The following is a 21,899-nucleotide window of genomic DNA, read 5'->3' on the forward strand; positions in this document are numbered from 1 at the left end:
AGGTTGTTTTTTCAGCAGGTCACCATAAATTTCATTATTTCCTTTATTCCGTTTGCGGCATCCCTCGCACTAACATCAAGAATGATCTCACCTTTTTGGGCTGTCGCACCGCTGGGATCTCCGCCTATACCGATAGGCTTTCCTTCATCGGTGGTGAAGTCCTCCCCCATCCAGGGAAGAGATGTGCTTCCGAAAAATGCAAGCTTTGCACCTTTTTCCGAGATTGAATAATGCCCCGTGCTTGAAGTCTTAAGGTCCACAAGGTTCTCATCCCTTGCCATCACCATGGCGGTTTCCATTTCTCCCCCGTGAAAATCGGCTTCATTTCCCGGAGTTATTGTCTTCTTTACTTCCGGATCCGAGAAAGAGCCCGATGAAATCAAGTAGACATATATCCCAAGATCACGCCTTATCTGACGACTGACTATCTCTGCTGTTGCGCGGTTCCCTCCGTGGCAGATGAGAAGAGCTATATGCTTAAAGCCATGCCTTGCCAGGCACTCTGCTATGTCATACAAAACACTGTAGTAAGTCTGCGGTTTGAAAGATATCGAACCGCAAAAAGAAAGGTGTTCAACACTGTATCCCACAGGAATTGTCGGAAAGAAAAGAACCGATCCCGAAAGGACTTCATCGCTTTTATCCAAAGAGAGCTTCCCCATTATTCTCTTTTTCATCTCATCCGCAATGATCGTATCGGTGCCAAGAGGCGCCTGGTTTCCATGCTGTTCCAGTGCGCCGAGCGGTACCACTACGAGAGTCTTTTCTTTATCCACCTGCTCCATCTGCAGCCTTGAAAGATTTTGGTATTCCTGTATCATCAAGCTGCCTCCTGCACCTGTTCATTATCTGATCTGAGTCCCCTTGCTGAAGGAACAGCTGCGAGAAGTCTGTCATATACTGCGTAGCCTATGAAACTGTTGATTGCCAGTTTTACTACATTGAAAGGTATTGTCGCATAGATGATAAATGTCTGAAGGTTCTGGATTCTTGCATTTACTCCACCGACCATTTTTACGACATCATCAAGAGATACTCCCATCGCTTTTGCATATAAAGGAAGTGAAATGCAGGCATTTAAGAAGCATGCTGCACCGGTTCTTATAACAACACTGACTATAAGTGCTACCATAGCGGCCTTTCTTGTCTGTCCCATCTTCTTATAAACAATCCAGGTGGGAATTATGAAAAGAATGATGGCCATAAGGTTTACAAGCTCTCCGACATACATTGAGTTAGTTCCCGTGAGAAGAAGCTTTACTACAAGCTTGATGATCTCAACCAGTGCGCCTTCCGCCGGTCCCATAAGGAAAAGAGCGATGATTGCAGGCACGTCGCTAAAGTCAAACTTATAGAACGGCGGCATCATCGGCACCGAGATCTCCAGTGACATGAGTACGCCTGCAAGTGCTGCGAGCATTCCTGTTAATACGATTTGCTTTGTTGTGAATTTGTTTTTGAACATTTGATTGTTCCTCCCCGTGTTCTTTAGATTTTTGAACCGAAGGATTCCCGAGGAATAACAGCCATATCCGCATTTTTATGCGCCTGAATCACGAAGAAAAATCGTGAAACAAAAAAGGCGAAACCTGCATGGGGGCTTCGCCTTAATACGCGCACAATAAAACAGCAAAATAACAGCTATTATAATGCATTACTTCTACCATCCAGACTTTACTGTCGGTTTTGGAATTTCACCAAATCAGTCGCTTTCGCGAGTCGCGGACTGTCACCGCCGGTCGGGAATTACACCCTGCCCCGAAGAATTATTCGATTTTCTTTTTATACCTTATCAAAACACCTATGTATCGTCAATAGGAAAAACAGCGCTTTTCAGGCTTTTCCTCTATAGATGAAGCTCAGCATCGTAATGTCGTCAAACTGCGGTGCTTCTCCTACAAATTCATCAATCTCCTTTTTAACCGCCGGCAAAAGCTCTGTCGGTGACGCATCCGGATTTCGGTTCAGCGCATCAATAAGCCTCTGCTCTCCGAACAGTTCCAGATTGGCATCCGTTGCTTCCGTAACTCCGTCCGTGTAGACAAACAGCCTGTCTCCGGGATCGAGATGGAACTCGCTCTGACGGAATTTAAGTCCTTCCATAGTGGCAACAGCCGGTGAATGTTTTGTCTTTATGAGTTCGTAGGAACCATTGCCTCTCCTAAACGCCGGATACTCATGACCTGCGTTGGCCTCGAGCGCATCACCTGTAGTAAGATCAATAACCACTGCCCATACTGTTACGAAGAGCTCAGCGTCGTTTCCCTCGCACAGCTGATTATTAACATTATATAGTGCCTCGCCCGGCTCTTCTCCCATCTGGAGGCGGTTCTTTATAAGTGTCTTTGCAATAACCATGAAAAGTGATGCCGGGACACCTTTTCCGGAAACATCTGCAATTACGAGCGCGATATGATTTTCATCCACCAGGAAAAAGTCGTAGAAATCACCGCCTACCTCTTTCGCAGGTGTCATGGTCGCATAAATATCAAGCTCTTTTCTGTCGGGGAACGGAGGAAAAATCTTGGGAAGCATGTCCGCCTGGATCTGACTTGCAATGCTCAAATCCGCATCAATTCTCTCTTTTTCCGCGGTGACCTTCTGAAGATTAACCATGTAATCTTCAAGTTCCGTAATCATCTCTCCAAAGCTCTTTGCAAGCATACCAATCTCATCCATGATTTTCACATGAGACAGAATATCCTTTGCTATCTCCGGATCTTTCTTTTCGGAGTACTCTCTTACCTCGCGCTCAATGCCGATGATACGATGCAAAACATTTTTACTAAGGAGCAGGTAAAGAATAGCTGTAAATATGATAAGCACAACCGCTGAAACCAGTCCCTGGATGATCACATTTTTCATGATCTCGGAATTAACAACCGCCACACTTATTTCAGAGCATAGAAGTCCGACCTTTTCACCATTTATAACCACCGGAGCACAATAATTATACTGTTGGCCAAATTCGTTATTCATGATATCAAAGCCGTTCTGAGCTCTTCCTGTAAACCAGGTATCCCACATGGTTTGATGTATCTCCGGATCCTCGTAAACAACTTCCCCAAGCTTTAGAATTTCACGTCCATCGGGCGCTGTTTTCGTTTCCATCGTAGGATCAAACATATAGTTCATCTTCAGATCATTTTCACTCTCAGGATAGATGAAATATGTATACATCAGATCAAAACTGTCCGTCGCCTCAAAAAAAAGAGTAAACCATCGTTCAAAGGCGTAGTTGACATATAATCGCTGTCCTTCAAGATCAAGGTCATTAAAGAAAAGCGTTGTCCCGTAATCTTTTCCCGGATAATTTTCAAGAATATAATCATCAAAAGCACTCTTACTGACCGGAAGATCACTTTTGAAATCCACCGGAACCTGCACCAGATCAGGATGTTCCTGAAACCAGGCTTTCAGATATATGAACTCATCGCCTTCACTTTGTATCTGATTTACCAGATGTGTCGTTATCCTACGCAAATCCGAGACACACTCACTGTGATAGGATTCTGTCTGCGCAATATATGTCATAGTCCCGTTTACCAGGATCGTTCCCAGTGCAAATAAGGCAAAAACAATTATGAACATTTTTACCAGACTTTTTTTCTTCATTTCGTTAAGCTTCTGAGTATTTTCCATATCCACCATTTGTCCTTTTCATCATATGAAAAACCACATGAACCCTACATTTATATTGTATAAATGCTGATTCGTATAGTCTACTAAGTTTAGAAAAACTTTATACTTAATTTCGTACTGCAAATGGCAACAAAGAAGGCTGTGCAATAATTTAATGCACAGCCTTCTTTTATAATATTGAAAAGGTTTTACTTGGTGTTATCTGTAAACGTACATGTTGTACTTGCCAAAATATTCAACATACTCTTTCCATGCTTTTTTATAAAAATCAACGATTCTCTTCATAATCATAATTCCTTTCCGGCATTATTACTATGCCTTCCGTATCGGTCAATTTCATATTACGTGATTATAATACCTCGGAGAAAAATATTAATCGCGTCATAACATGAATAAAAGTAGCCAAATCTTGCATTTGTTATCAGACAGGTTATACTAAAAGAAACGGTGTTTTTCAGAGAAGGAGCGCAATGAAGCCATTATTCGAGTCATTTGAGGATGATATAGAGATATATAAAAGAGCCAATATTCACACTCCGCCGCACCTCCACGGATTCATAGAATTCATCTACATTTCAAAGGGCACTATGGAGATCGGCGTGGGCCAGGAGCTCTACCACATGGAAAAGGGCGATATGGCTGTAATTTTCCCCGGTCAGATCCAGCACACCCAGGTATTTGATACGGAAAAAGGCACCGGACTGTACCTTATTGCATCGCCTTCCTACGCGGGATCAATCTCGGACACTCTGCTGAAAAAGGTCCCGGTCTGCCCGGTGATCAAAAGCAGTAATATACACAAAGAGATTCAGTTTGCCTTCAATGCTTTGTACGAAGAAATCGCAAAAAACAAGGAAAAAGGGCGTGACATAGATGCTTCAAGCAAGGTGCTTTACCAGTCCTACATCAGTATTATTCTGCTTAGGTCTCTTCCAGTTTTAAAGCTTACAGAGCGCGATGAAAAGGGAAACGGCGACCTTATCTACAGAACCGTTTCTTATATAGCCAGCAATTTCACAAAAGAGATATCCCTTACAAGCATGGCGAAGGATCTCTATGTCAGCCCGTTTGCCCTGTCGAGAGTTTTTTCCGGAACCTTCCACACCAACTTCAACAGATATCTAAACGAAACCAGATTCATCTATGCGCAGAGTCTGCTTCGCTACACCGACCAGACGATAACCGAAGTATATGAAAACGCCGGCTTCGAGAGCCAGCGAACCTTCAACAGAGTATTTACGGAGAAACTTCATATGTCTCCAAGGGAGTACAGGAAAATCATAAGACAGGACCTTGAAAACAGCACCGATGAGCTGTTTGTGTCAACCATGGGAACTAAAGACGACTAATTCTTAAAGTTGAATGAACTTTTTTACTTTATGATGAAATAATATTTGTGATGTGAGAAAATTGTAATTGGAAGATTTCTAAACAATCTAAGGAGGGCATACTATGAGTAAAACATTGGTAGCATATTTCAGTGCCAGCGGTGTAACCGGGAAAGTTGCCGAAAAAATTGCAAAAGTAGCGAATGCAGACCTTTTTGAAATTGTACCTGTGACACCTTATACCTCTGAAGATCTTGACTGGCAGAACAGCAAAAGCCGCAGTTCTGTCGAAATGAATGATGCCACCTGCAGGCCTGCCATAAGCATCAAAATCGGAAATATATCAGGTTACAATCATGTTTTCCTGGGATTCCCGATATGGTGGTACCGTGAGCCCTCCATCATAGACACCTTCCTTGAGAGCTATGATTTTTCGGGAATCATTATTGTACCTTTCTGCACCTCAGGCGGCAGTAATCTTGGGGACACGGTAAAGAACCTTCAAAAAATGGCTAAAGGTGCAATGGTTATAAACGGAAAACGATTCACTCCGGATACACCCGAAGAAGAATATAAAAAGTGGATAGACGAGATTATGGCATGATTATGCCTGTGTTCCTGTTTTTCCAATAATCTTCGCCGCAACTTCATTACCTTTTTTGCAGGCATCATCTATGCTCATATTGTTCATGAGTCCATAGGTAAAACCGGCAACGAAGCTGTCTCCCGCACCGGTGGTATCAACCACCTTAACCTTGCGGGTGCTTACCTCGCCCTTCTGGCCATCCGAGTAGTAAATACAACCTCTTTTGCCGCATTTGATAATAACGTTTTTCGCTCCGTTTTTGGCGAATATTTCAAGGCTCTCTTCAGGTGTCTTTCCGCCTGTTAAGAGAGCTGCTTCATGTTCATTTGGAATAATGTAATCTATGAATTCAAAAAGCGGTGCGATGTCTTTTATTGTCTCACCTTTTTTGGCTGTCGTCATATCGACGATAAGTATGCGCTCCGGTTTCTCTTTTATCTTTCTGAAAAGCTCACCCATTTTTTCTATATCAAGCATCGGTGATACGAACATACTCGCAAAGCAGACAATGTCCGCAGCATCGTCTATATGCGGAAGGATGTGCTCTAGTGACAGCTTCCGCAAACTGCTGTAAGGATTGGTGATAAAATAGCGCTCACCTTCATCATCGTTGAGGACGATATTCATACCTGTTGTAAGACCATCCTCAATCGTGATTTTCTCTGTCGAAACGTTGTTTTCTCGAAGATTTTTCAAAACGCTCTGACCGGTTTCATCTTTGCCGATAACTGATATGATCTCGGTTTTCACACCAAGTTCGGACAAAACCACTGCTTCGTTCAGCGCATCTCCCCCAAAGGATATGCACATCCTGTCCGCAGGAACAGAGCCTTTGGAAAACAGATCCCCCGGAACAGGACCTGCATGGATATCCATTATTGCCGCGCCTATGACGGTTACTTCTTTTTTCATAGCATCCTCTTTTATAGTAATTATTTGTTTCAGGCCTTCCACTACATGATGGTTATAACCCCATGACTTCTCCGTAGATCATAACTGCGTTTCTGACACAGTCCTCACAGGGGCATAAGGGCTTTCCGTTTGTTACGGCTTTTAAATCTTTACATTTTAATGCGCCGCATCTTTTCCCAAACTCTTCCTGAATCTGCTTCGTTACTGAAAGAGTTCCTTTTCCTTCTGTCTTAAGACCCGCTATCATGCCCGCACCGATAAGTGCACCGCAGGTGGCTTCCATGTTGCCCATACCTGCACAGAAGCCTGCAGATATCTGTTTAAGCTGCTCTTCGCTAAGTCCTGTCTGGTCTGCCAGAGCTGCCGTCACAGCCTGGGAACAGTTATACTGTCCGGAATTTTTTAAAGCCACTGCCTTTTCCGCTCTCTCACTTAATGTCATAATCTCTTACCTTTCCTTATTCTTCAATTTGCAGATTCCCTGAGTCATTGTTCCCATCGGACAAAATGAGCACCAGGTTCTCTCTTTATAAAGTGCCATTACTATAAGTCCTATCAGCGTTGATGTAAGCATCAGACTATAGAATCCAAATCCAAACTGCGCTACCCAGTCCGGGAATATACTTCCATTATAAGCCCATTTCCACGGCACTTTAAATGTCCAGAAAAGCTTTACCACTTTTCGAAGTGAACCCGCTCCTGAGAACACAAGATAGGTCTGGAAAATCATAGTTCCAAACATAGTAAGGAAAAATACAAGGAATCCATAGCGAAACCACTTGGAAGAGATCCACCTCGGAGCCTGTTTTCTTCTGGAACATTTAAGGTTCCTTCCGAGCACCCAGAAGAGCTGCCCTCTTCCGCACATGTGATTACAAAACCACTTATTGCCGCCGACTATTGCAAAAATCAGCGGCAATATGAAATCTATCATTCCGAGCCACGCAAAAAGGATATTAAAAAATCCCAGCGCAAAATAAACTATTGTCCATATCCACAGGTAATCATACCAGTGCTTTTTTCTGTTTGTTGCCATCATCCACCTCTTCAACCTTTATAGAGCCCGCCGGGCATGCTTTCTCGCATATGCCGCATCCCACGCATTTGTCGGTATCAACAACTGCGTAGCATCCCTTGAAAATATCTATCGCCTCTCTTGGGCACTGCGCGGCGCAGACTCCGCAGGCAACACATCTGTCTGTATCGTTTGCTGCCTTTCTCATCTGTAAAGTCCTTTCTAAATTCTTTTTTCAGCTGATGGTTTTATTATAGTTGGTATATTTTTTATATCAAGTACGCAGATTAATTATAGGTGGTACGGAAAAGTGTACCGGCTAGAATACTGCGTGATATGGTTAATTGTCCCTTTCATATCATGAATTTGACTTTTGGTACGATTTAACCCTATGATACAATAAATCTTTCTCTAATTCATATTTTTGTTGCACGCTCCCACGCTGGTTTACAACAAGTCTTGTTATTACCGGAATTATTGTTGTACACCAATTTTCAGAGTACAACAAATCTTAACCGACTCTTTGTATTTATTGTTTTTTAATCTCCGTCGTACAACAAATCCTAATTGCTATGTCATATTTATTGTTCCAATAGTTTTCGCATACAACAATCACCCTCTTCGTTACGATTTTTGTTGTTTACATATTTTCAGGTTACAACAATTCAGGGATATTTCTTCAAGCTTGTTGCATCATCCCTAAGATTTAGTGTATATCTGCTGCACCCAAATCAGCTACTATATCCCCTTGAATAATTCATTATTGCTTTTCATATCTTTCTATGCTATTTTATATGAGCATTATTCAGATGCACGGTAAGAACTTCGTTCTGACATTTTCCATTTTTTTCCATAGGGATTAATTTTTCCCAGGCACTGCAGGATGCATTAAAAGCCAGGCTCAACATGCAATAAAACGCCTCACACTTTTCGTGCTTGTAAAAAGTATCGATTCTTGTTAAAATGCATTATCTAAAATTGATTGTGCAAATTTTAATTTGTAATTTTTGAGATATAGGAGGAATAAAATAATGAGCGAACAACCTATCAGTTCAGATATGCTCGTGGGTGAGATCATCACAAAGCACCCTCTCGCAGCACAGTTTCTTATGGAATGCGGCATGGGCTGCATCCACTGCCCTGCTTCCCAGATGGAATCACTTTCCGAGGCTTGTGCAGTACATGGTATCGATGGTGACGAGATCGTAGATGCACTTAACGATTATCTCATTGAGCATAATTCATAATAATATATAAGGGCTGCCGCATAATTGCGACAGCCCTTATTTTAGGCCGCTTTGTCAGCATACTGTTCGTACAATTTCTCATACTCCCCGATTGCATTCTCGAACATTTTCATGATGTCATCATTTTTGTAGAGTCCATCACTGTTTTGTGATATCCCATCAAACTTCATATCATAAATCATGGGCTGTTTGTTTATGTCCAAAAGGGATGTATTTCTAAGCTGCTGCGTGGACTGGTATACCAGATTCACTCCCCAGAAGGTCTCGCCCTTGGAATCAGACCATTTTGAAAATACAAGCTTACAGCCAATCGGTGTCTTTTTCTCAATGGTTCCCGGAAGTTCATAGCTTGAGGCACCGAGAGCCGCAAGGACGCTGCCTACATTTGAGTCATGTCCGCAAAGGAAAGTGAACACTCTTCCATCAGTATTCATCTCGGAATAGATTTCCTCAAGAAGCGGATTTGCTACATTACATGCCACAAGCGGAGCTGTGAACAGGACATCACCATAGACATCCTTGATCTCCGAAATACTTTCCCACTGCTCCTGACTGAGGTCATTTCCAAAGCCAGCTTTTTTCGCATCGCTTTCCTCATAGTACTGAAGGACAAGTGCATCACTTACAGAGCAGGCCGTTTTCAGAGAGCCTGACATAGCGGGCTCTGCGCCGGTCTCCAGCTTAATCACGCTGTCACTTGTAACAAAATCTCCTACATCTCCGCTTTTATAGCTCTCGGACTCTTCCATATCTATGACATCGGTGATCAGCTCGTAGTTATCCTTCAGGTCTTCAATCGCAGGGCCGTACAGATCAAAAATCTGCTCCGTAGCATCGTCTGCATACTCATCGCTCGTAAAGGTAAGCTGCGGATTAAACACCGGATCCATCGTATCAAAATCGGCATGCCATTCAACGTCAAGACCTGCTGTCGGAAATGCCCCGCTTGAAAAGTACTTTGCCGTAGCTATTGTGCGCTGCTTGGAGTTAGCATATATTCTGCACTCTTCACCGGTTGGATGCCAGTTTTCCGGAATCAGGCTCTCCTCTTCCATCCATTTTCTGAAAAACTGCCCCATCTCTGTCTCGAGTACGCCGCCTCTTAGTGAAAGTTCACTGGGTGCTGATGACCACTCAAACCACTCGTGCGGAGTAATGGTTCCAAGCAGTGATCCGCCTCCGCTAAGCGGAGACCTGATATTGTGCCTGCTCAGAACAACAACCTTCTCAAGCTTGTAACCATCATGCGATAGTGTGCCGTTTTCCACAACATTAGTGACTGATTTCTGTTGTTGTCCCTTTGATTGCTCCTGCTTAGAGGCAGCTTGTTTCATAATTGCGGTACTTCCGACAGCGATCAATGTTGCCACTAAAGCAAAAACAGCAATGATCCCAACCAGTTCTTTAGCCGTATGATTCAGTATTTTTTTCAAGTTTCATCCCCCTCATTTTTTGGTTGAAACTAATTAACGTTTACTAATAATTTTTCGTCATTTTCTTGGCTGTTCTTTATACTCCTTATTATTCTTTTCTGCTCTTTACTATGCTTTTCTATTCTTTATTGCTATATCCTTTGCTGCTTCCTGCTAAAATTTTTGTATTCTGCTATTTTTATCTGTTTTTTGCACGGAATTTCGATAACCGTAAGTCTATTTGCTTACTTTTTGATTTTAGACTTATGCTTTTCGATGTTTTTGAGTCTATTTACGTTATATAGTTCATATTTGCTCAATATTGCATAAAAATATAGTGAGAATCCCCATTTTTCATTCTTAATATTGATAATTGGTAAGTCTATTTCAAGAAAATTGAGAAATAGACTTACGACCCAGTAAAATATTCTGTTAGAAGAATATTAATGAACTCAATAAAGTATAAAATCCCCTTCCCACAATATCAAGTATCTAACAGTAACTTATAACACTAACTTACAACATCAACTTATAGAAGCAACTGATAGCATTAACTCAAAACAACAGACCCTCACCACCGGCTCACAAGTCCTTAAGTTTATCTCTCTCCTCCTCTATAACAGCTTTGTCCAGGCGCTCAAACAGTATTGATATCTCCGGAAGTCTATAGCCTGAAGGAATCACCTTAAATTCCCAGGCCGTATTTATTCCAAACCAGCTGCAGACCTTATCCGATGAAAATGGCAGGAAAGGTGCAAGTACTACAGCCAGATTCGCAATGATCTGAACGCACTGATACAAAGTATTTCTGCAGGCTGCCTCGTCACTTGTTCTTGTTTTCCAGGGCTCCTGTTCGTCAAAATATTTGTTGGCTTTTCGCACCACTTCAAATACACCTTCTATGGCATCCTTGAAATTTCCTTTTTCGATCTGTTCACCTGTAGAGGTGTATAGCTGTTTCAGCGTATCATCCCAGTCTCCTGAGGAAGTGCCCTCCGGGATCACCCCGTCAAAATACTTAGTGATAAACGTAAGAGTTCTGTTTATGAAGTTTCCGTAGGCCCCTAGAAGTTCGCCGTTGTGATTATTGACATATTCTGACCAGGAAAAATCGGAGTCCTTTTTCTCGGGTCCGTTCGCCAGGAAATAATAGCGAAGAGAATCGGGATCATACTTATCCAGAAGGTCTTTTACCCAAATCGCATAATTTCTGCTTGTGGAAATCTTCTTTCCTTCCAATGTGAGATATTCACTTGATACTATCTGATCGGGAAGACGATATCCCGCGCCGTGGGTAATCAAAAGTGCAGGTAAAATAATAGTATGGAAGGGAATATTATCCTTACCATGGACATAGTAGTGCTTTGCATTTTCTCCGAAAAGCTCGTCAAAACTCTCACCTTTCCGGTCTGTTACCTGCTTAGCTGCAGACAAGTAACCAAGCACATTTTCTGCCCAGATATAAATTGTCTTTTTCTCATAGCCTTCCTTTGGAACAGGAATTCCCCATTCAAGGTCTCTGGTAAGTGCTCTGTCCCTAAGTCCCTCATCAATGTAGCGGTTTGTGAAAGATATGGCATTTTTTCTCCAGTTCACCCCATTATCAACAAGGTCGCGGAGCTGTTTTTCCAATTTACTTATAGCAATGTACAGATGAGTAGATGCCCGGAATGTCACCGGGTTCTTACAGACAGCACAGATAGGCTCTTTTAAAATTTCGGGATCAAGAACTGTTCCGCAGGCGTCACACTGATCTCCCCTTGCAGGCTCACCGCAAACAGGACAGATACCGGTTACAAATCTGTCCGCAAGGTAAGTATTGCAGCACTCGCAGTAGGCCTGAGGCGTCTCCTTTTCATAAACATAATCTCCGTCGTAGAGCTTTCTGTGGAATTCCTGCACAAATTCTTTATGCGCATCGTCGGAAGTTTTGGTGTAGCAGTCGTAGGTAAATCCAAGACGATTAAAGCAGTCCACAAATTCCTCATGATAATGATCACTGATTTCCCGGGGCGATTTTCCCTCAGACTTAGCCCTGATGGCTACAGGTGTTCCGTGACAATCACTTCCGGAAACAAAATACACTTTGTCCTTACAGGCTCTGTGATATCTTGCAAGCACGTCGCCGGGAAGAAGCCCCGCAATATGTCCGATGTGTAATGAACCGTTGGCGTAGGGCCAGGCACCACCTATCAATATATTTCTGTTCATCTCATTTCCTCCTTTGAATTAAGTTTGATAACAATCAGCAGTTTCTTAATTTTTTGTACAAAAAAAGCCCTCCTCTCTGAATTATTTTCAGGGACGAGAGCTTACGCTTCGTGTTACCACCCTAATTCACTCACACCTCACGATATGAGCCTTAGCAACTACGGATGGGAAATGATCCATCGATAGTCCGGCACTGTAACGGGCGCACCCGTCGTAGCCTAAGTTCAAAAGAACCTCGGTACGCGGCTCCAAGACCATGTTCGGTTGCTGCTTGCTCACCGGCTCTCACCAAACGCCGACTCTCTGTAAAGCTCCTAACAACTTACTCTTTCTCTTCACAGCTTTGCTATAGGTTAGTACAAACATATAGTTATGTCAACTAAAATAAAAATATAAACTCCCCGGAATCTGTTTATGATTTCCGGGGAGAAGAGAATTATCTACAATAAGTTTCACTCAGCGACCGGCTGGAAATTGATGATCTCTGCATTCATTGCTTCATCAAACATACGCTGAAGCTCTGTGTCATCATCCACCTTGTCTTCGCCGACATAATAGGTTGCATTTCCGTCGGTATCGAAGGTCTCGGAAGCTTCCTCAGCTACTGCAAGTTTTCCATCCTTGATTGTGTTCTTGGTAACAAAGTGGTGACCTGCTGTGATAAGCTTGCCATCAGCCATTGCCAGGGGATTAGCTGTTCCCTGTGAAGTAACACTGCCAAGATACTTAACGGCACCGTTCTCATCATATATGAAAATTGATGAATCAATTGCTGCGTCTGTATCATCCCACTTGTAGCAGCCGCTTGCTACCAAAAGAGCATCCGTTCCATCGATAGTTACATTTGCGTAGCCCATTCCTGCTTTAAGACTATCAACGAGTTCAGTGAAGGTTGCATACTGTGACATATCAACTTTTGAAAAATCTACAGGTGCAATATCTGAAAGAGGCTTTAGTTCAACGTCTGATTCCTTCTGGTCCTCATAGTTCTTCATAGCTTCATCGTACTCTTCCTCAGAGATAGGAGTCCATTCCTCCATATCATAGGTAGCAAACCAGGGCTTTTCCTCGTCCTCGTAGCCATCGTACTTATAGCCGTACTGACAAACCATATCTGTGTCATTGTTCATAAGTGCATAAAGTGTAACGCCGCTTTCCTCTGCTCCGCCGGAGTATTCGTTGGAGATAAATGAATTGTCGTATACATAGTATCTGTCTCTTGCTCCGCCGCTTACTACGTGAGTTGCTTCTTTGTCTACCATTGTGAATACATCGTAGATCGCACCGCTCTCAATATCACCTATGAAAAGTTCATCAATACCGTCGTCGTTTACATCCTTGTATGCAAAGCCGATTTTTGAAAGGCCGTCCTCGCCCTCTGCCTGCATTATTGCATAGTAGTCAGGTGCATAGCCCATCTCCTCGAGCTTATTGGCATCTGCGCCTTCATTTAAAGCGTCAATGAAATCACTAAGTGTATAAGCGTAAAGGTCCTTGCCCTTCATGCCTGCGCCATAACTGAAGGTTCCGCCGTTTGTAGCAGTGATATTTTTGATAATGTCTTCAGCAGCATCATAGAGTTTTCTGAAATCCTCGGGCATGTCCTTGTTGTAGTCCCACTGGATCTCTGTTGCTTCGCCCTTTACCACATCGTAGCTAGCGCCATCCTTGTCAAACAGCTCGCCCTTCTTCATATAAGGTCCGCCGGCATATTCTGAAGGTGTCTCTCTTGCCCAGATTGAGAAAATAAGTCCGGGGAAGCCTTCCTCTCTTGTCTGCTTATGATAAATATCTACTCTGCCTTCGCTGACCTCTGCTTCAAAAATTCCTGAAAACTCATCAGGTATTGTTACTTCGAAAAGATCTGCTGTGATAACGTTGTCGGTTATAACCTCGGAATTCTCATCCTTCTCGCCTTCTTCAGAACTCTCCTCATCGGCTGCTTCTGTCTCCTCTGAAGCTTCAGCCTCTTCCGGTTCCTCTGTTGTCTCTGCCACTTCAGTTTCCTGCGCCGTTGTCTCTGCAGGCTGCGATGTTCCTACCTCTGTTCCGCCGGTCTGTCCGCATGCAGAAAGTACAAATACCAATCCAAGTGTTGCTGCTACAAGTCTCTTTTCCATAATTATCTCTCCCTCACAAAAAAGATTGTTTTTCGTTGTTTTCACCTTACACGCTTATTATATTTCCTTAATTATCACATTTCTATCACACGGAAAAATCAGTTCATTCAAATCCGTTATAGAACTACTCAAATAATATTTTTATCGTGTAAGTATCATCACTTGAATACCTTATCATCTCCAGTCCTACAAAATGTCGTCAACATTATTACATCATATAGAATCCCCATTATAAGCAGACCACATCTTTAAGTGTCTCCCTAACTGCGCCTTCGCCTTCAATCATGGCTGCAAAGTAGTCTGTTACCCTGTCTGCAAGACCTGTCTGCTCAAGGTCCACGCCAAATATCTTCTCATCTTTAAGAAGCGGAAGAACCTTCGCCTTCAGCTCATCTGCCGGGAGCTTATTTCCAAGTCGTATATCCTTAACATACTCCTGACACTTTGTAAGAAGCGGATCGGGACTGGGCTCAAAGGTCTTACCATCGTCTGTTACTCCCATAAGGTAGCGAAGCCAGCCTGCAAAAACCAGAGGAATACACTTAAGGTCCATCACATCAAGAGTATCCGAAGCCGCATAGGCTTTAATTGTCTCACCGAATCTGATCGGAAGCTTTTGCGATGTATCACAGGCGATTCTCTGCGGTGTATCCGGCATGAACTTATTAGGGATTCTGACGTTAACTACTGTGTCTATAAATTCCTGAGGTTTGATTACTCCGGGATCCGTAACAACGGGAAGTCCCTCTACATAGCCAACCTTCTTAACAAGTGCCACAAGGTCCTCATCCTTCATCTCTTCGGAAATCTTGTCATAGCCAAGGACGCATCCGAATACTGCAAGGGATGTGTGAAGCGGATTAAGGCAGGTGCAGACCTTCATTCTCTCAACTTTATCAACTGTCTCTTTTGTTGTGAAAATAACGCCGACCTTTTCAAGCGCGGGTCTGCCGTTCGGAAATTTATCCTCTATTACAAGGTACTCGCTCTCCTCTGCATTTACGAAGGGGGCTACCCAGGTGTTCTTACTTGTTACAACTGCTTCCAGTTCTTCTACTCCGTCATTTTTCAAAATCTCATTAACGGAGTCGTCGGGTCTTGGTGTGATCTTATCAATCATTGACCAGGGGAAGGAGACCTTGCTCTCATCCTTTATGTAAGAGAGAAAATCCTTGTCAGCCTTGCCATTCTTTACCCAGTTCTCCGCAAAGGAACTTATAGCTACGAAGAGTTTGTCGCCGTTGTGTGAGCAGTTGTCGGTACTTACCATGGCGATGGGCTTTTTACCTGATAAAAATCTCTCATATAAAAGTGCCGCCACTTTTCCGATATAACTCGCAGGCTTTTCGGGGCCGTTCTCAAAATCTGCTGCCACAGCCGGGAGGAGCTCCCCAGCGGGATTTGTAAGACAGTAACCCTTCTCCGTGATCGTAAATGTAGTGAGCTGCAGAGAGTCTGCTCTGAATATCTCCTTTAGTCTCTCGAATTCTTTGTCATTTTCCGAATCAAGAATACAGGACTCGGCGATGCTTTCAACTACTGTTTTCTCCACACTGCCATCAGCCTTGAGAGTAACAAGGATTGAGAGGTTGTCGTGCGGTCTGTACATCTTCTCTATTATTTCATAGTCGAAGCCCTCAACTACGGTGAGGCCCTTGGTAGCGTGGCCTTCTTCCAGCATTCTCTGGGCGAGATTTGCCTGGAATGCTCTGAAAATGTTACCTGCTCCAAAGTGAACCCACTGCGGTGCGGCTTTGGTTTCTTCTATCATTTTGTCTCTGTCGAAGGTAGGAAGGATGTAACCTTTCTCCTTCCAGGTTGTGTCGTTTTTTATGCTTGATGAATTTAGTTTCATGGTCTATTCTCCTGATTTGTTTTCTCGATTGCTTCCCAGAGGCCGTTTATGTAGGTTGCGCCGAGGGCTCTGTCGTAGAGGCCGTAGCCGGGCATTGCAACCTCGCCCCAGATCATTCTGCCGTGGTCGGGACGGATAGGGCCGTCGAAGCCGGTCTCGTAAAGGGCCTTGACGATCTCATACATATCGAAGGTTCCGTCTGAAGACAGATGTGCAGACTCCTCGAAGTTGGTGGGTGATATGAACTTGAGGTTACGGACATGTGCAAAATGAATTCTGCCCTCGAGAGCTCTTATCATGTGCGGAAGGTCGTTCTCAAGGCTTGTACCGTAGGAGCCTGAGCAGAAGGTCACGCCGTTGTGAACATCATCAACTGCCTTCATAAGCTTTAAGATATTCTTTTCATTGTTGATGATTCTGGGAAGTCCGAAGACAGACCACGCAGGATCGTCGGGATGGATTGCCATCTTGATGTCGTACTTATTGCAGACAGGCATGATAGCCTTAAGAAAATAGACAATATTTTCAAAGAGCTTGTCCTCATCCACATCCTTATAAATCTCAAAGAGTTCCTTTACATGAGCCATTCTCTCAGGCTCCCAGCCCGGCATTACAGAGCCGTTTGTATCACCTGCAAGAGATTCAAACATCTTCTCGGGATCGATGGCATCAACTGCTTCCTGGGTATAAGCAAGAACCGTTGAGCCGTCTGCTCTCTTTCTTGCAAGCTCGGTTCTGGTCCAGTCAAACACAGGCATGAAGTTGTAGCATACCATGTGGATGTCTTCTTTTCCGAGATTCTCAAGAGTCTTGATATAGTTGTCGATGTGCTCATCCCTGTCTGTGGTTGCGGCCTTGATGGCATCTGAGACATTTACGGACTCGATACCGGCGATCTTAAGTCCCTCTGCCTCGACATCCTTTTTCAGTGCCTGTATCTCACTCTGCTCCCAGAGTTCGCCCGCCTGTTTATTATAGAGAGTAGTGATTACTCCATGAACTCCGGGGATCTGTCTGATCTGCCAGAGCTTAACCGTATCGTAATTTGTGCCATACCAGCGAAGTGTCATTTCCATAAAAAGATTACCTCCAAAATTTTCCAAAATAACAACATCTATACCTTACTTTTTTGACCTTTGATTTAGAATAGAATTAGTTGTTGCGCACTTTGCAAAAATTGCCATATAATATTTTTCATGAAAAATAAGCTAAGATCATCCTTTAATACAAGACAATATATGCTCTCCTCGGATTTCGAGGTATTCTACTATTCGGACAGGAATTTCCCAACCCTCAGTCCTCACACCCACGATTACTATGAGTTCTACCTTTTTATCGAGGGTGATATTACAATGGAGATTTTCACCGGAAAGAGAGAATCCACTCTTCACAGGATGTCTCCCGGCGATCTGATGATTGTTCCTCCCGGAACGAGTCACCATGCCATCATGAATGATCCCACGCAGAATTACAGACGATTTGTCTTCTGGATCAGTAAAAAATGCTGTGAGAGCCTTACGGCAGAATCTGTTGATTACATGTATCTCATACAAAAAGCGGAAGCTTTTCACAAGTACATATATCACCTGTCTCCCTCTGAATATCATCAGGTTGAGCACAGGTTTTTAAGGCTTCTTGAGGAGATATCAGCGGAGCGCTACGGCAGCAGTACAGCAAGACATCTGTGCCTGTGCGATCTCATCATAACAATAAACCGCGTGATCTATGAAGAAGAGCATGCGGAATCCAAAAATGATGAGTTATCACTTTTCCAGAATGTCCTCTCCTATGTTGAAAATAATCTCGAAGAGACTCTCTCCCTTGATGATATCGCGGGGCAGTTTTTCGTAAGCAAGTATTATATATCACATATGTTCAAGGACACCCTGGGCATCTCACTCCACCAGTACATAATCAAAAAACGCCTTGCCGAGTGCCAGAGCGCCATCACAAACGGCGAGAGCATCAGCAAGACGTATGAACGTTTCGGCTTCAGAGATTATTCCAGCTTCTTCAAAGCCTTCAAAAAAGAATACGGCATGTCCCCCAAAGAGTACCAAACCCTCTACTCCCACGACCACACTTAAATGAATTTCGCCAAGATGACGATTTATCTGAGTATATGGTCCGGGGCTGGGGCCGGGGCCTGAGGGGCAGTTACGGAAGGCGCCGTTGGAGGCGAAGTCTCATATAAGGCATCACCCGAGGCTACTGTCTTCGTCTATCTTTTTGATGATGGTGTTGGTCAGGATAAGGAGGATACAGCCAACTGCACTCTGCAGAAAGGCCGCAGCGGATGAGAAGCTGAAGTTGGCCTGTTTCATCAAAGCCTTATAAACATACACATCCAGAGTCTGTGTCACAGGTTGCAGTGAATTAGAATCCAGCGGCACCTGATAGAATAAGCCAAAATCCGATGCCAGGAGACTTCCCGTCCGAAGGATCAGGATCGTTGCAATGGTTGGCTGAAGCAGCGGCAGGGTTATGTATTTCGCCCTGTCCATAAAGGTCGCTCCGTCGAGAGATGCACTTTCATAAAGCGAACGGTCTATCGCTGTAATCGAGCAAAGATAGATTATCATGGAATATCCGGTTGATTTCCAGAGCTCTGTAATTATCAAAATAAATCGCCAATACTGCGGAGACTGGTACCACTGCACCGAGGACAATCCCAAAAGACGGAGAACGTGGTTCAGTTGTCCCTCATCAGTTGCAAGGAATCCGTATACGCAGTAGCTCACTACTACAAAGGATAAAAAGTACGGCAGCACCGTGACCATCTGAACATAGCCGACAAAAACCTTATTATGTAATTCCGTCAGGCATATCGCCAAAATTACAGGTAATGCAATTCCCAGTATTAAAAAGATTATATTGTAAGACAGTGTGTTAAAAATTATCTTTGGCATGTCGGAGGATCTCAGCAAAAATGAAAAGTTCTTGAGCCCGACAAATCGGCTGTTAATAAACAGATTTCTAAACAGCGACTGCCCCGGCACCGGAGTAAACTGTTTGAAGGCAAAGGCCACACCAAACAACGGAAGATAGGAAAATAATAAAAACCAGATAATCGCCGGCAGTGCCATAAGAAGGAGATCTTTTGTATCCTTTCTTTTTTTCCTGTTAACCATTTATACAACCTCCGAAAATGCATTCAATATTGGCTTATGTCTCATTTTGCCTGGGATTCCCAAACCTGAAGCTGACTGTTTATATCATCCAAAAGCTCATCTATTCCTGCTGCTTCCATCCGCTTTTTTATCTCCGGAATAACCTTGTCCGGGTCGCTGGTTCCCGTGCACAGTTCAGTGGAATAATCACTGTAGACAGCTCTGACAGCGGTTATTATATCCTCATTATTTACAGGATCGTAGGCAAAGCCGCCGGCTCTGCTGTAAATGCCGTCCTCAACATATCCCTCATATACAAGCTTCCACTGATCGGGATCCGCCAAAATAGTCCGGCTTACAGATTCAACTGATGCACTTACTGCCGATCCCGTCTGATACAATCCCGTATGGTATCTGTCATTTCCTGCCGGAAGTCTAAGTATTGTTCCATTATCCAGATATTCAAAATGTGTTCCCTCAATCCCGTAAGCGAGAATATCTCTGAACTTTTGATCCGTATTAAGGAGCTCGAGATACTTAAGGCATGCCACCGCTTTTTCTTCCGGGCAGGCTGCACATATAGCAAACAAAGCCCCCTGCTCACTTGAGCGGGACAGATACGGTCCCTCATAGATTGAGGTCTTCACGTTAAATCCCCACTGATCCGGATTTGAATATCCCTTATATCCTCTCCAGGCAACACCGCCCCTTACAGGGATGGAAATGTCTGCTGCCGTCGACTGAATCGTAGCTGCATCCGGATGTATATATCCTTTGGAATACCACCTATGAAGTGTGCGGTACTTATTCACAAGTTCATCGCATTCCCAAAAAGGAATCGCCTTTACCGCTTCATCATCGCAGTCATAAGGGATCACAATTATGCCATCCACTATTCTCTCAACGCAGTTCAGATACCCGGGAACTCCACTCTTATCCATGGCCAGTGGATATTTATCAGGATAGTCATTTTTATAAGTTTCAAGGAAGGGTTCCAGTTCATCAAAGGTCATCTCTTCCGGAATTGTCATCCCCTTCTGCCCTTCAAAATAATCGGCATTTAATCTGAACATTTCTTCAGCGCCCATATCCTTAAGAGTGGGAACGCCGTATATCCTATCCTCCAGCTTTGCACAATCCCAGTATTTTCCGATGGTATCATAGAGCGCAGGGGTCTCTCTTTGCACGAGCTCAGTTATATCAAGGTAGCATCCAGCAGCCGCATTTTTATCAAAGCTGTTTAGCCATGAGCTGGTAAAAACCATGTCATAGTACTCACCGGAAGCCATCATCAAATTGATCTTTTCACTGGGCTGGAATTCCAGATCCACCTTCACTCCGATTTTTTCAGCTGATACTTTGTTAGCCTTTGCTATTACCTCTTTGGCATCCAGCGGGATGCTTCCGTTGTCATAGGTAACCCACCTGAGAGTAATTATGTCATCGTCTCCCTTAGCTGAATTTATACTGCAGCCTGTCAGGATCAGCATTAAGAGAAAAATTATGGAAAAATACAGATAAGCTTTCTTCATAATCATCCTTTCACAGCACCTACAGTCATTCCTGTGGTCAGAAACTTCTGGAAAAACGGAAACAGTATCATAACAGGAAGTACAACTATTACTACCATCGCCATACGTATAGTAGCAGCCGGAGCAACGCTCGCCTGCATTCCCGATAAGTACTGTGCATCCTTTGTTATGGCATCTATACTTCTCTCCATATTTACAAGTACATACTGAAGCGGATAAAGCTCGGTATGATTGCTGTCAATGTATAAAAGCGACGGATACCAGCTGTTCCAGAACAAAAACATCTGAAGGACGGCTACGGTCATTATTACAGGCTTTGCCACCGGAACAACAATAAAAAGAAATATCTGCGGATGACGACATCCGTCAAGACCTGCCGACTCAATAAGGGAATCCGGAATAGCGCTTTGAAAATAGTTCCTCAGAATCAGAATGTACCAGGTGGAACATAATCCCGGGAGGATCAGTGCAAAATAGGTATTGTTCAAATGCAGCACCTGTGTGTTGACCATATAGCTGGCAACCATTCCTCCGGAAAACAGCATCGGAATCATAAGAAATACCAGAAGAATTTGGCGATAACGAAATTCTTTTCTCGATATGACATACGCCATGGGACACATCAAAAAAAGTCCCAGGAGCGTTGCAGAGACGGTGATCAGGACAGAGTTAAAGAAGGCTCTTACCAGATAGCTCCCGGAATTCATAAGATACCGGTATGCATCAAGTGACAGCCCTTTCGGAAAAAAACTGTACCCAACTTCCGTGATACTGTCCATAGTTGAGAACGATACGATAAACACAAGCAATATTGGCAATAAAATCAAAACCGTCAAAATAAAGAAAAGTATTGTAGCAACAGCGTTAGCGCGCTTAGAATAAGCGCTGTCATTTGGACTGACTAAATTTTCCACCTGCTTATCTCCCCT

Annotated in this window: 19 protein-coding genes, 1 riboswitch and 1 other annotated feature; of the genes, 4 read left to right on the plus strand and 15 right to left on the minus strand. The window is 43.5% G+C overall.

Annotation, left to right across the window (positions count from 1 at the left end; translation table 11 throughout):
• Positions 1-11: 11 nt before the first annotated feature.
• The 3 genes from BMW61_RS07540 to BMW61_RS07550 all read right to left on the minus strand — a co-directional run bounded on the left by BMW61_RS07540 (position 12) and on the right by BMW61_RS07550 (position 3,642).
• On the minus strand, positions 12-821 hold the full coding sequence (locus BMW61_RS07540) for a creatininase family protein (protein ID WP_091820723.1): 810 nt from the start codon (positions 819-821) through the stop codon (positions 12-14).
• Entirely contained in the window at positions 821-1,465 is a 645-nt protein-coding gene (locus BMW61_RS07545; RefSeq protein ID WP_091820725.1) for an ECF transporter S component, read from the minus strand. Before BMW61_RS07545 ends, BMW61_RS07540 begins: the two co-directional genes overlap by 1 nt.
• Positions 1,466-1,651: 186 nt before the next feature.
• Positions 1,652-1,770, minus strand: a riboswitch (FMN riboswitch).
• 63 nt (positions 1,771-1,833) lie between these two features.
• Positions 1,834-3,642, minus strand: coding sequence for a SpoIIE family protein phosphatase (locus BMW61_RS07550; protein WP_175475127.1), 1,809 nt, complete (start codon positions 3,640-3,642; stop codon positions 1,834-1,836).
• Between the two features lie 470 nt (positions 3,643-4,112).
• Between BMW61_RS07550 and BMW61_RS07555 the strand changes: the two genes are divergently transcribed.
• Together BMW61_RS07555 and BMW61_RS07560 are read left to right on the plus strand one after the other, a co-directional pair.
• Entirely contained in the window at positions 4,113-4,991 is an 879-nt protein-coding gene (locus tag BMW61_RS07555; RefSeq protein ID WP_022763240.1) for an AraC family transcriptional regulator, read from the plus strand.
• 103 nt (positions 4,992-5,094) lie between these two features.
• Positions 5,095-5,574: a flavodoxin gene (locus tag BMW61_RS07560; RefSeq protein ID WP_091820727.1), complete on the plus strand. Its 480-nt coding sequence runs from the start codon at positions 5,095-5,097 to the stop codon at positions 5,572-5,574.
• On the opposite strand, the gene BMW61_RS07565 is transcribed toward BMW61_RS07560, so the two are convergent.
• From BMW61_RS07565 to BMW61_RS07580, 4 genes are read right to left on the minus strand one after another with little or no spacing between them, the layout of a single operon-like run.
• On the minus strand, positions 5,575-6,468 hold the full coding sequence (locus BMW61_RS07565; protein WP_091820729.1) for a carbohydrate kinase family protein: 894 nt from the start codon (positions 6,466-6,468) through the stop codon (positions 5,575-5,577). It abuts the gene before it with no gap.
• A gap of 52 nt (positions 6,469-6,520) precedes the next feature.
• Complete coding sequence (locus tag BMW61_RS07570) at positions 6,521-6,910, minus strand: C-GCAxxG-C-C family protein (RefSeq protein WP_022763243.1); 390 nt, start codon at positions 6,908-6,910, stop codon at positions 6,521-6,523.
• A 6-nt stretch (positions 6,911-6,916) separates the two neighbouring features.
• Complete coding sequence (locus BMW61_RS07575; RefSeq protein ID WP_091820730.1) at positions 6,917-7,504, minus strand: 4Fe-4S binding protein; 588 nt, start codon at positions 7,502-7,504, stop codon at positions 6,917-6,919.
• Complete coding sequence (locus BMW61_RS07580) at positions 7,473-7,691, minus strand: DUF362 domain-containing protein (protein ID WP_022763245.1); 219 nt, start codon at positions 7,689-7,691, stop codon at positions 7,473-7,475. Before BMW61_RS07580 ends, BMW61_RS07575 begins: the two co-directional genes overlap by 32 nt.
• 823 nt (positions 7,692-8,514) lie before the next feature.
• Here BMW61_RS07580 and BMW61_RS07585 point away from each other — a divergent pair.
• Complete coding sequence (locus BMW61_RS07585; RefSeq protein WP_022763246.1) at positions 8,515-8,730, plus strand: DUF1858 domain-containing protein; 216 nt, start codon at positions 8,515-8,517, stop codon at positions 8,728-8,730.
• Positions 8,731-8,771: 41 nt separating this feature from the next.
• Here BMW61_RS07585 and BMW61_RS07590 read toward each other — a convergent pair whose 3' ends face one another.
• The 5 genes from BMW61_RS07590 to uxuA all read right to left on the minus strand — a co-directional run bounded on the left by BMW61_RS07590 (position 8,772) and on the right by uxuA (position 17,404).
• A complete protein-coding gene (locus tag BMW61_RS07590; protein WP_091820732.1) occupies positions 8,772-10,163 on the minus strand; it encodes a histidine-type phosphatase in 1,392 nt (463 codons plus the stop codon).
• Positions 10,164-10,724: 561 nt separating this feature from the next.
• Positions 10,725-12,353, minus strand: a complete 1,629-nt coding sequence (metG, locus tag BMW61_RS07595) for a methionine--tRNA ligase (RefSeq protein ID WP_091820734.1) — start codon at positions 12,351-12,353, stop codon at positions 10,725-10,727.
• Between the two features lie 86 nt (positions 12,354-12,439).
• Positions 12,440-12,701 (minus strand) — a binding site (T-box leader).
• Positions 12,702-12,805: 104 nt separating this feature from the next.
• The gene (locus BMW61_RS07600; RefSeq protein ID WP_091820735.1) at positions 12,806-14,473 is read right to left on the minus strand and encodes a hypothetical protein; all 1,668 of its coding nucleotides are present in this window, start codon (positions 14,471-14,473) and stop codon (positions 12,806-12,808) included.
• A 229-nt stretch (positions 14,474-14,702) separates the two neighbouring features.
• Positions 14,703-16,328, minus strand: coding sequence for a mannitol dehydrogenase family protein (locus BMW61_RS07605; RefSeq protein WP_091820737.1), 1,626 nt, complete (start codon positions 16,326-16,328; stop codon positions 14,703-14,705).
• Positions 16,325-17,404: a mannonate dehydratase gene (gene uxuA, locus BMW61_RS07610; RefSeq protein WP_026498015.1), complete on the minus strand. Its 1,080-nt coding sequence runs from the start codon at positions 17,402-17,404 to the stop codon at positions 16,325-16,327. The genes BMW61_RS07605 and uxuA overlap by 4 nt, the downstream gene beginning before the upstream one ends.
• A 120-nt stretch (positions 17,405-17,524) precedes the next feature.
• Here uxuA and BMW61_RS07615 point away from each other — a divergent pair, with 120 nt between their 5' ends.
• Positions 17,525-18,415, plus strand: coding sequence for an AraC family transcriptional regulator (locus BMW61_RS07615; RefSeq protein WP_091820739.1), 891 nt, complete (start codon positions 17,525-17,527; stop codon positions 18,413-18,415).
• A gap of 111 nt (positions 18,416-18,526) precedes the next feature.
• Here the strand turns inward: BMW61_RS07615 and BMW61_RS07620 are convergent, their stop codons facing one another.
• Genes BMW61_RS07620 through BMW61_RS07630 form a run of 3 tightly spaced genes read right to left on the minus strand, consistent with a single transcriptional unit; the run spans position 18,527 to position 21,884 of the window.
• Positions 18,527-19,459, minus strand: coding sequence for an ABC transporter permease (locus BMW61_RS07620; RefSeq protein WP_091820741.1), 933 nt, complete (start codon positions 19,457-19,459; stop codon positions 18,527-18,529).
• A 41-nt stretch (positions 19,460-19,500) separates the two neighbouring features.
• The gene (locus tag BMW61_RS07625) at positions 19,501-20,970 is read right to left on the minus strand and encodes an ABC transporter substrate-binding protein (RefSeq protein WP_175475128.1); all 1,470 of its coding nucleotides are present in this window, start codon (positions 20,968-20,970) and stop codon (positions 19,501-19,503) included.
• 2 nt (positions 20,971-20,972) lie between these two features.
• The gene (locus BMW61_RS07630; RefSeq protein ID WP_022763255.1) at positions 20,973-21,884 is read right to left on the minus strand and encodes a carbohydrate ABC transporter permease; all 912 of its coding nucleotides are present in this window, start codon (positions 21,882-21,884) and stop codon (positions 20,973-20,975) included.
• Positions 21,885-21,899 lie beyond the last annotated feature (15 nt).

The sequence above is a fragment of the Butyrivibrio sp. ob235 genome, from assembly GCF_900109475.1.
In the GTDB taxonomy this organism is placed as follows: domain Bacteria; phylum Bacillota; class Clostridia; order Lachnospirales; family Lachnospiraceae; genus Butyrivibrio.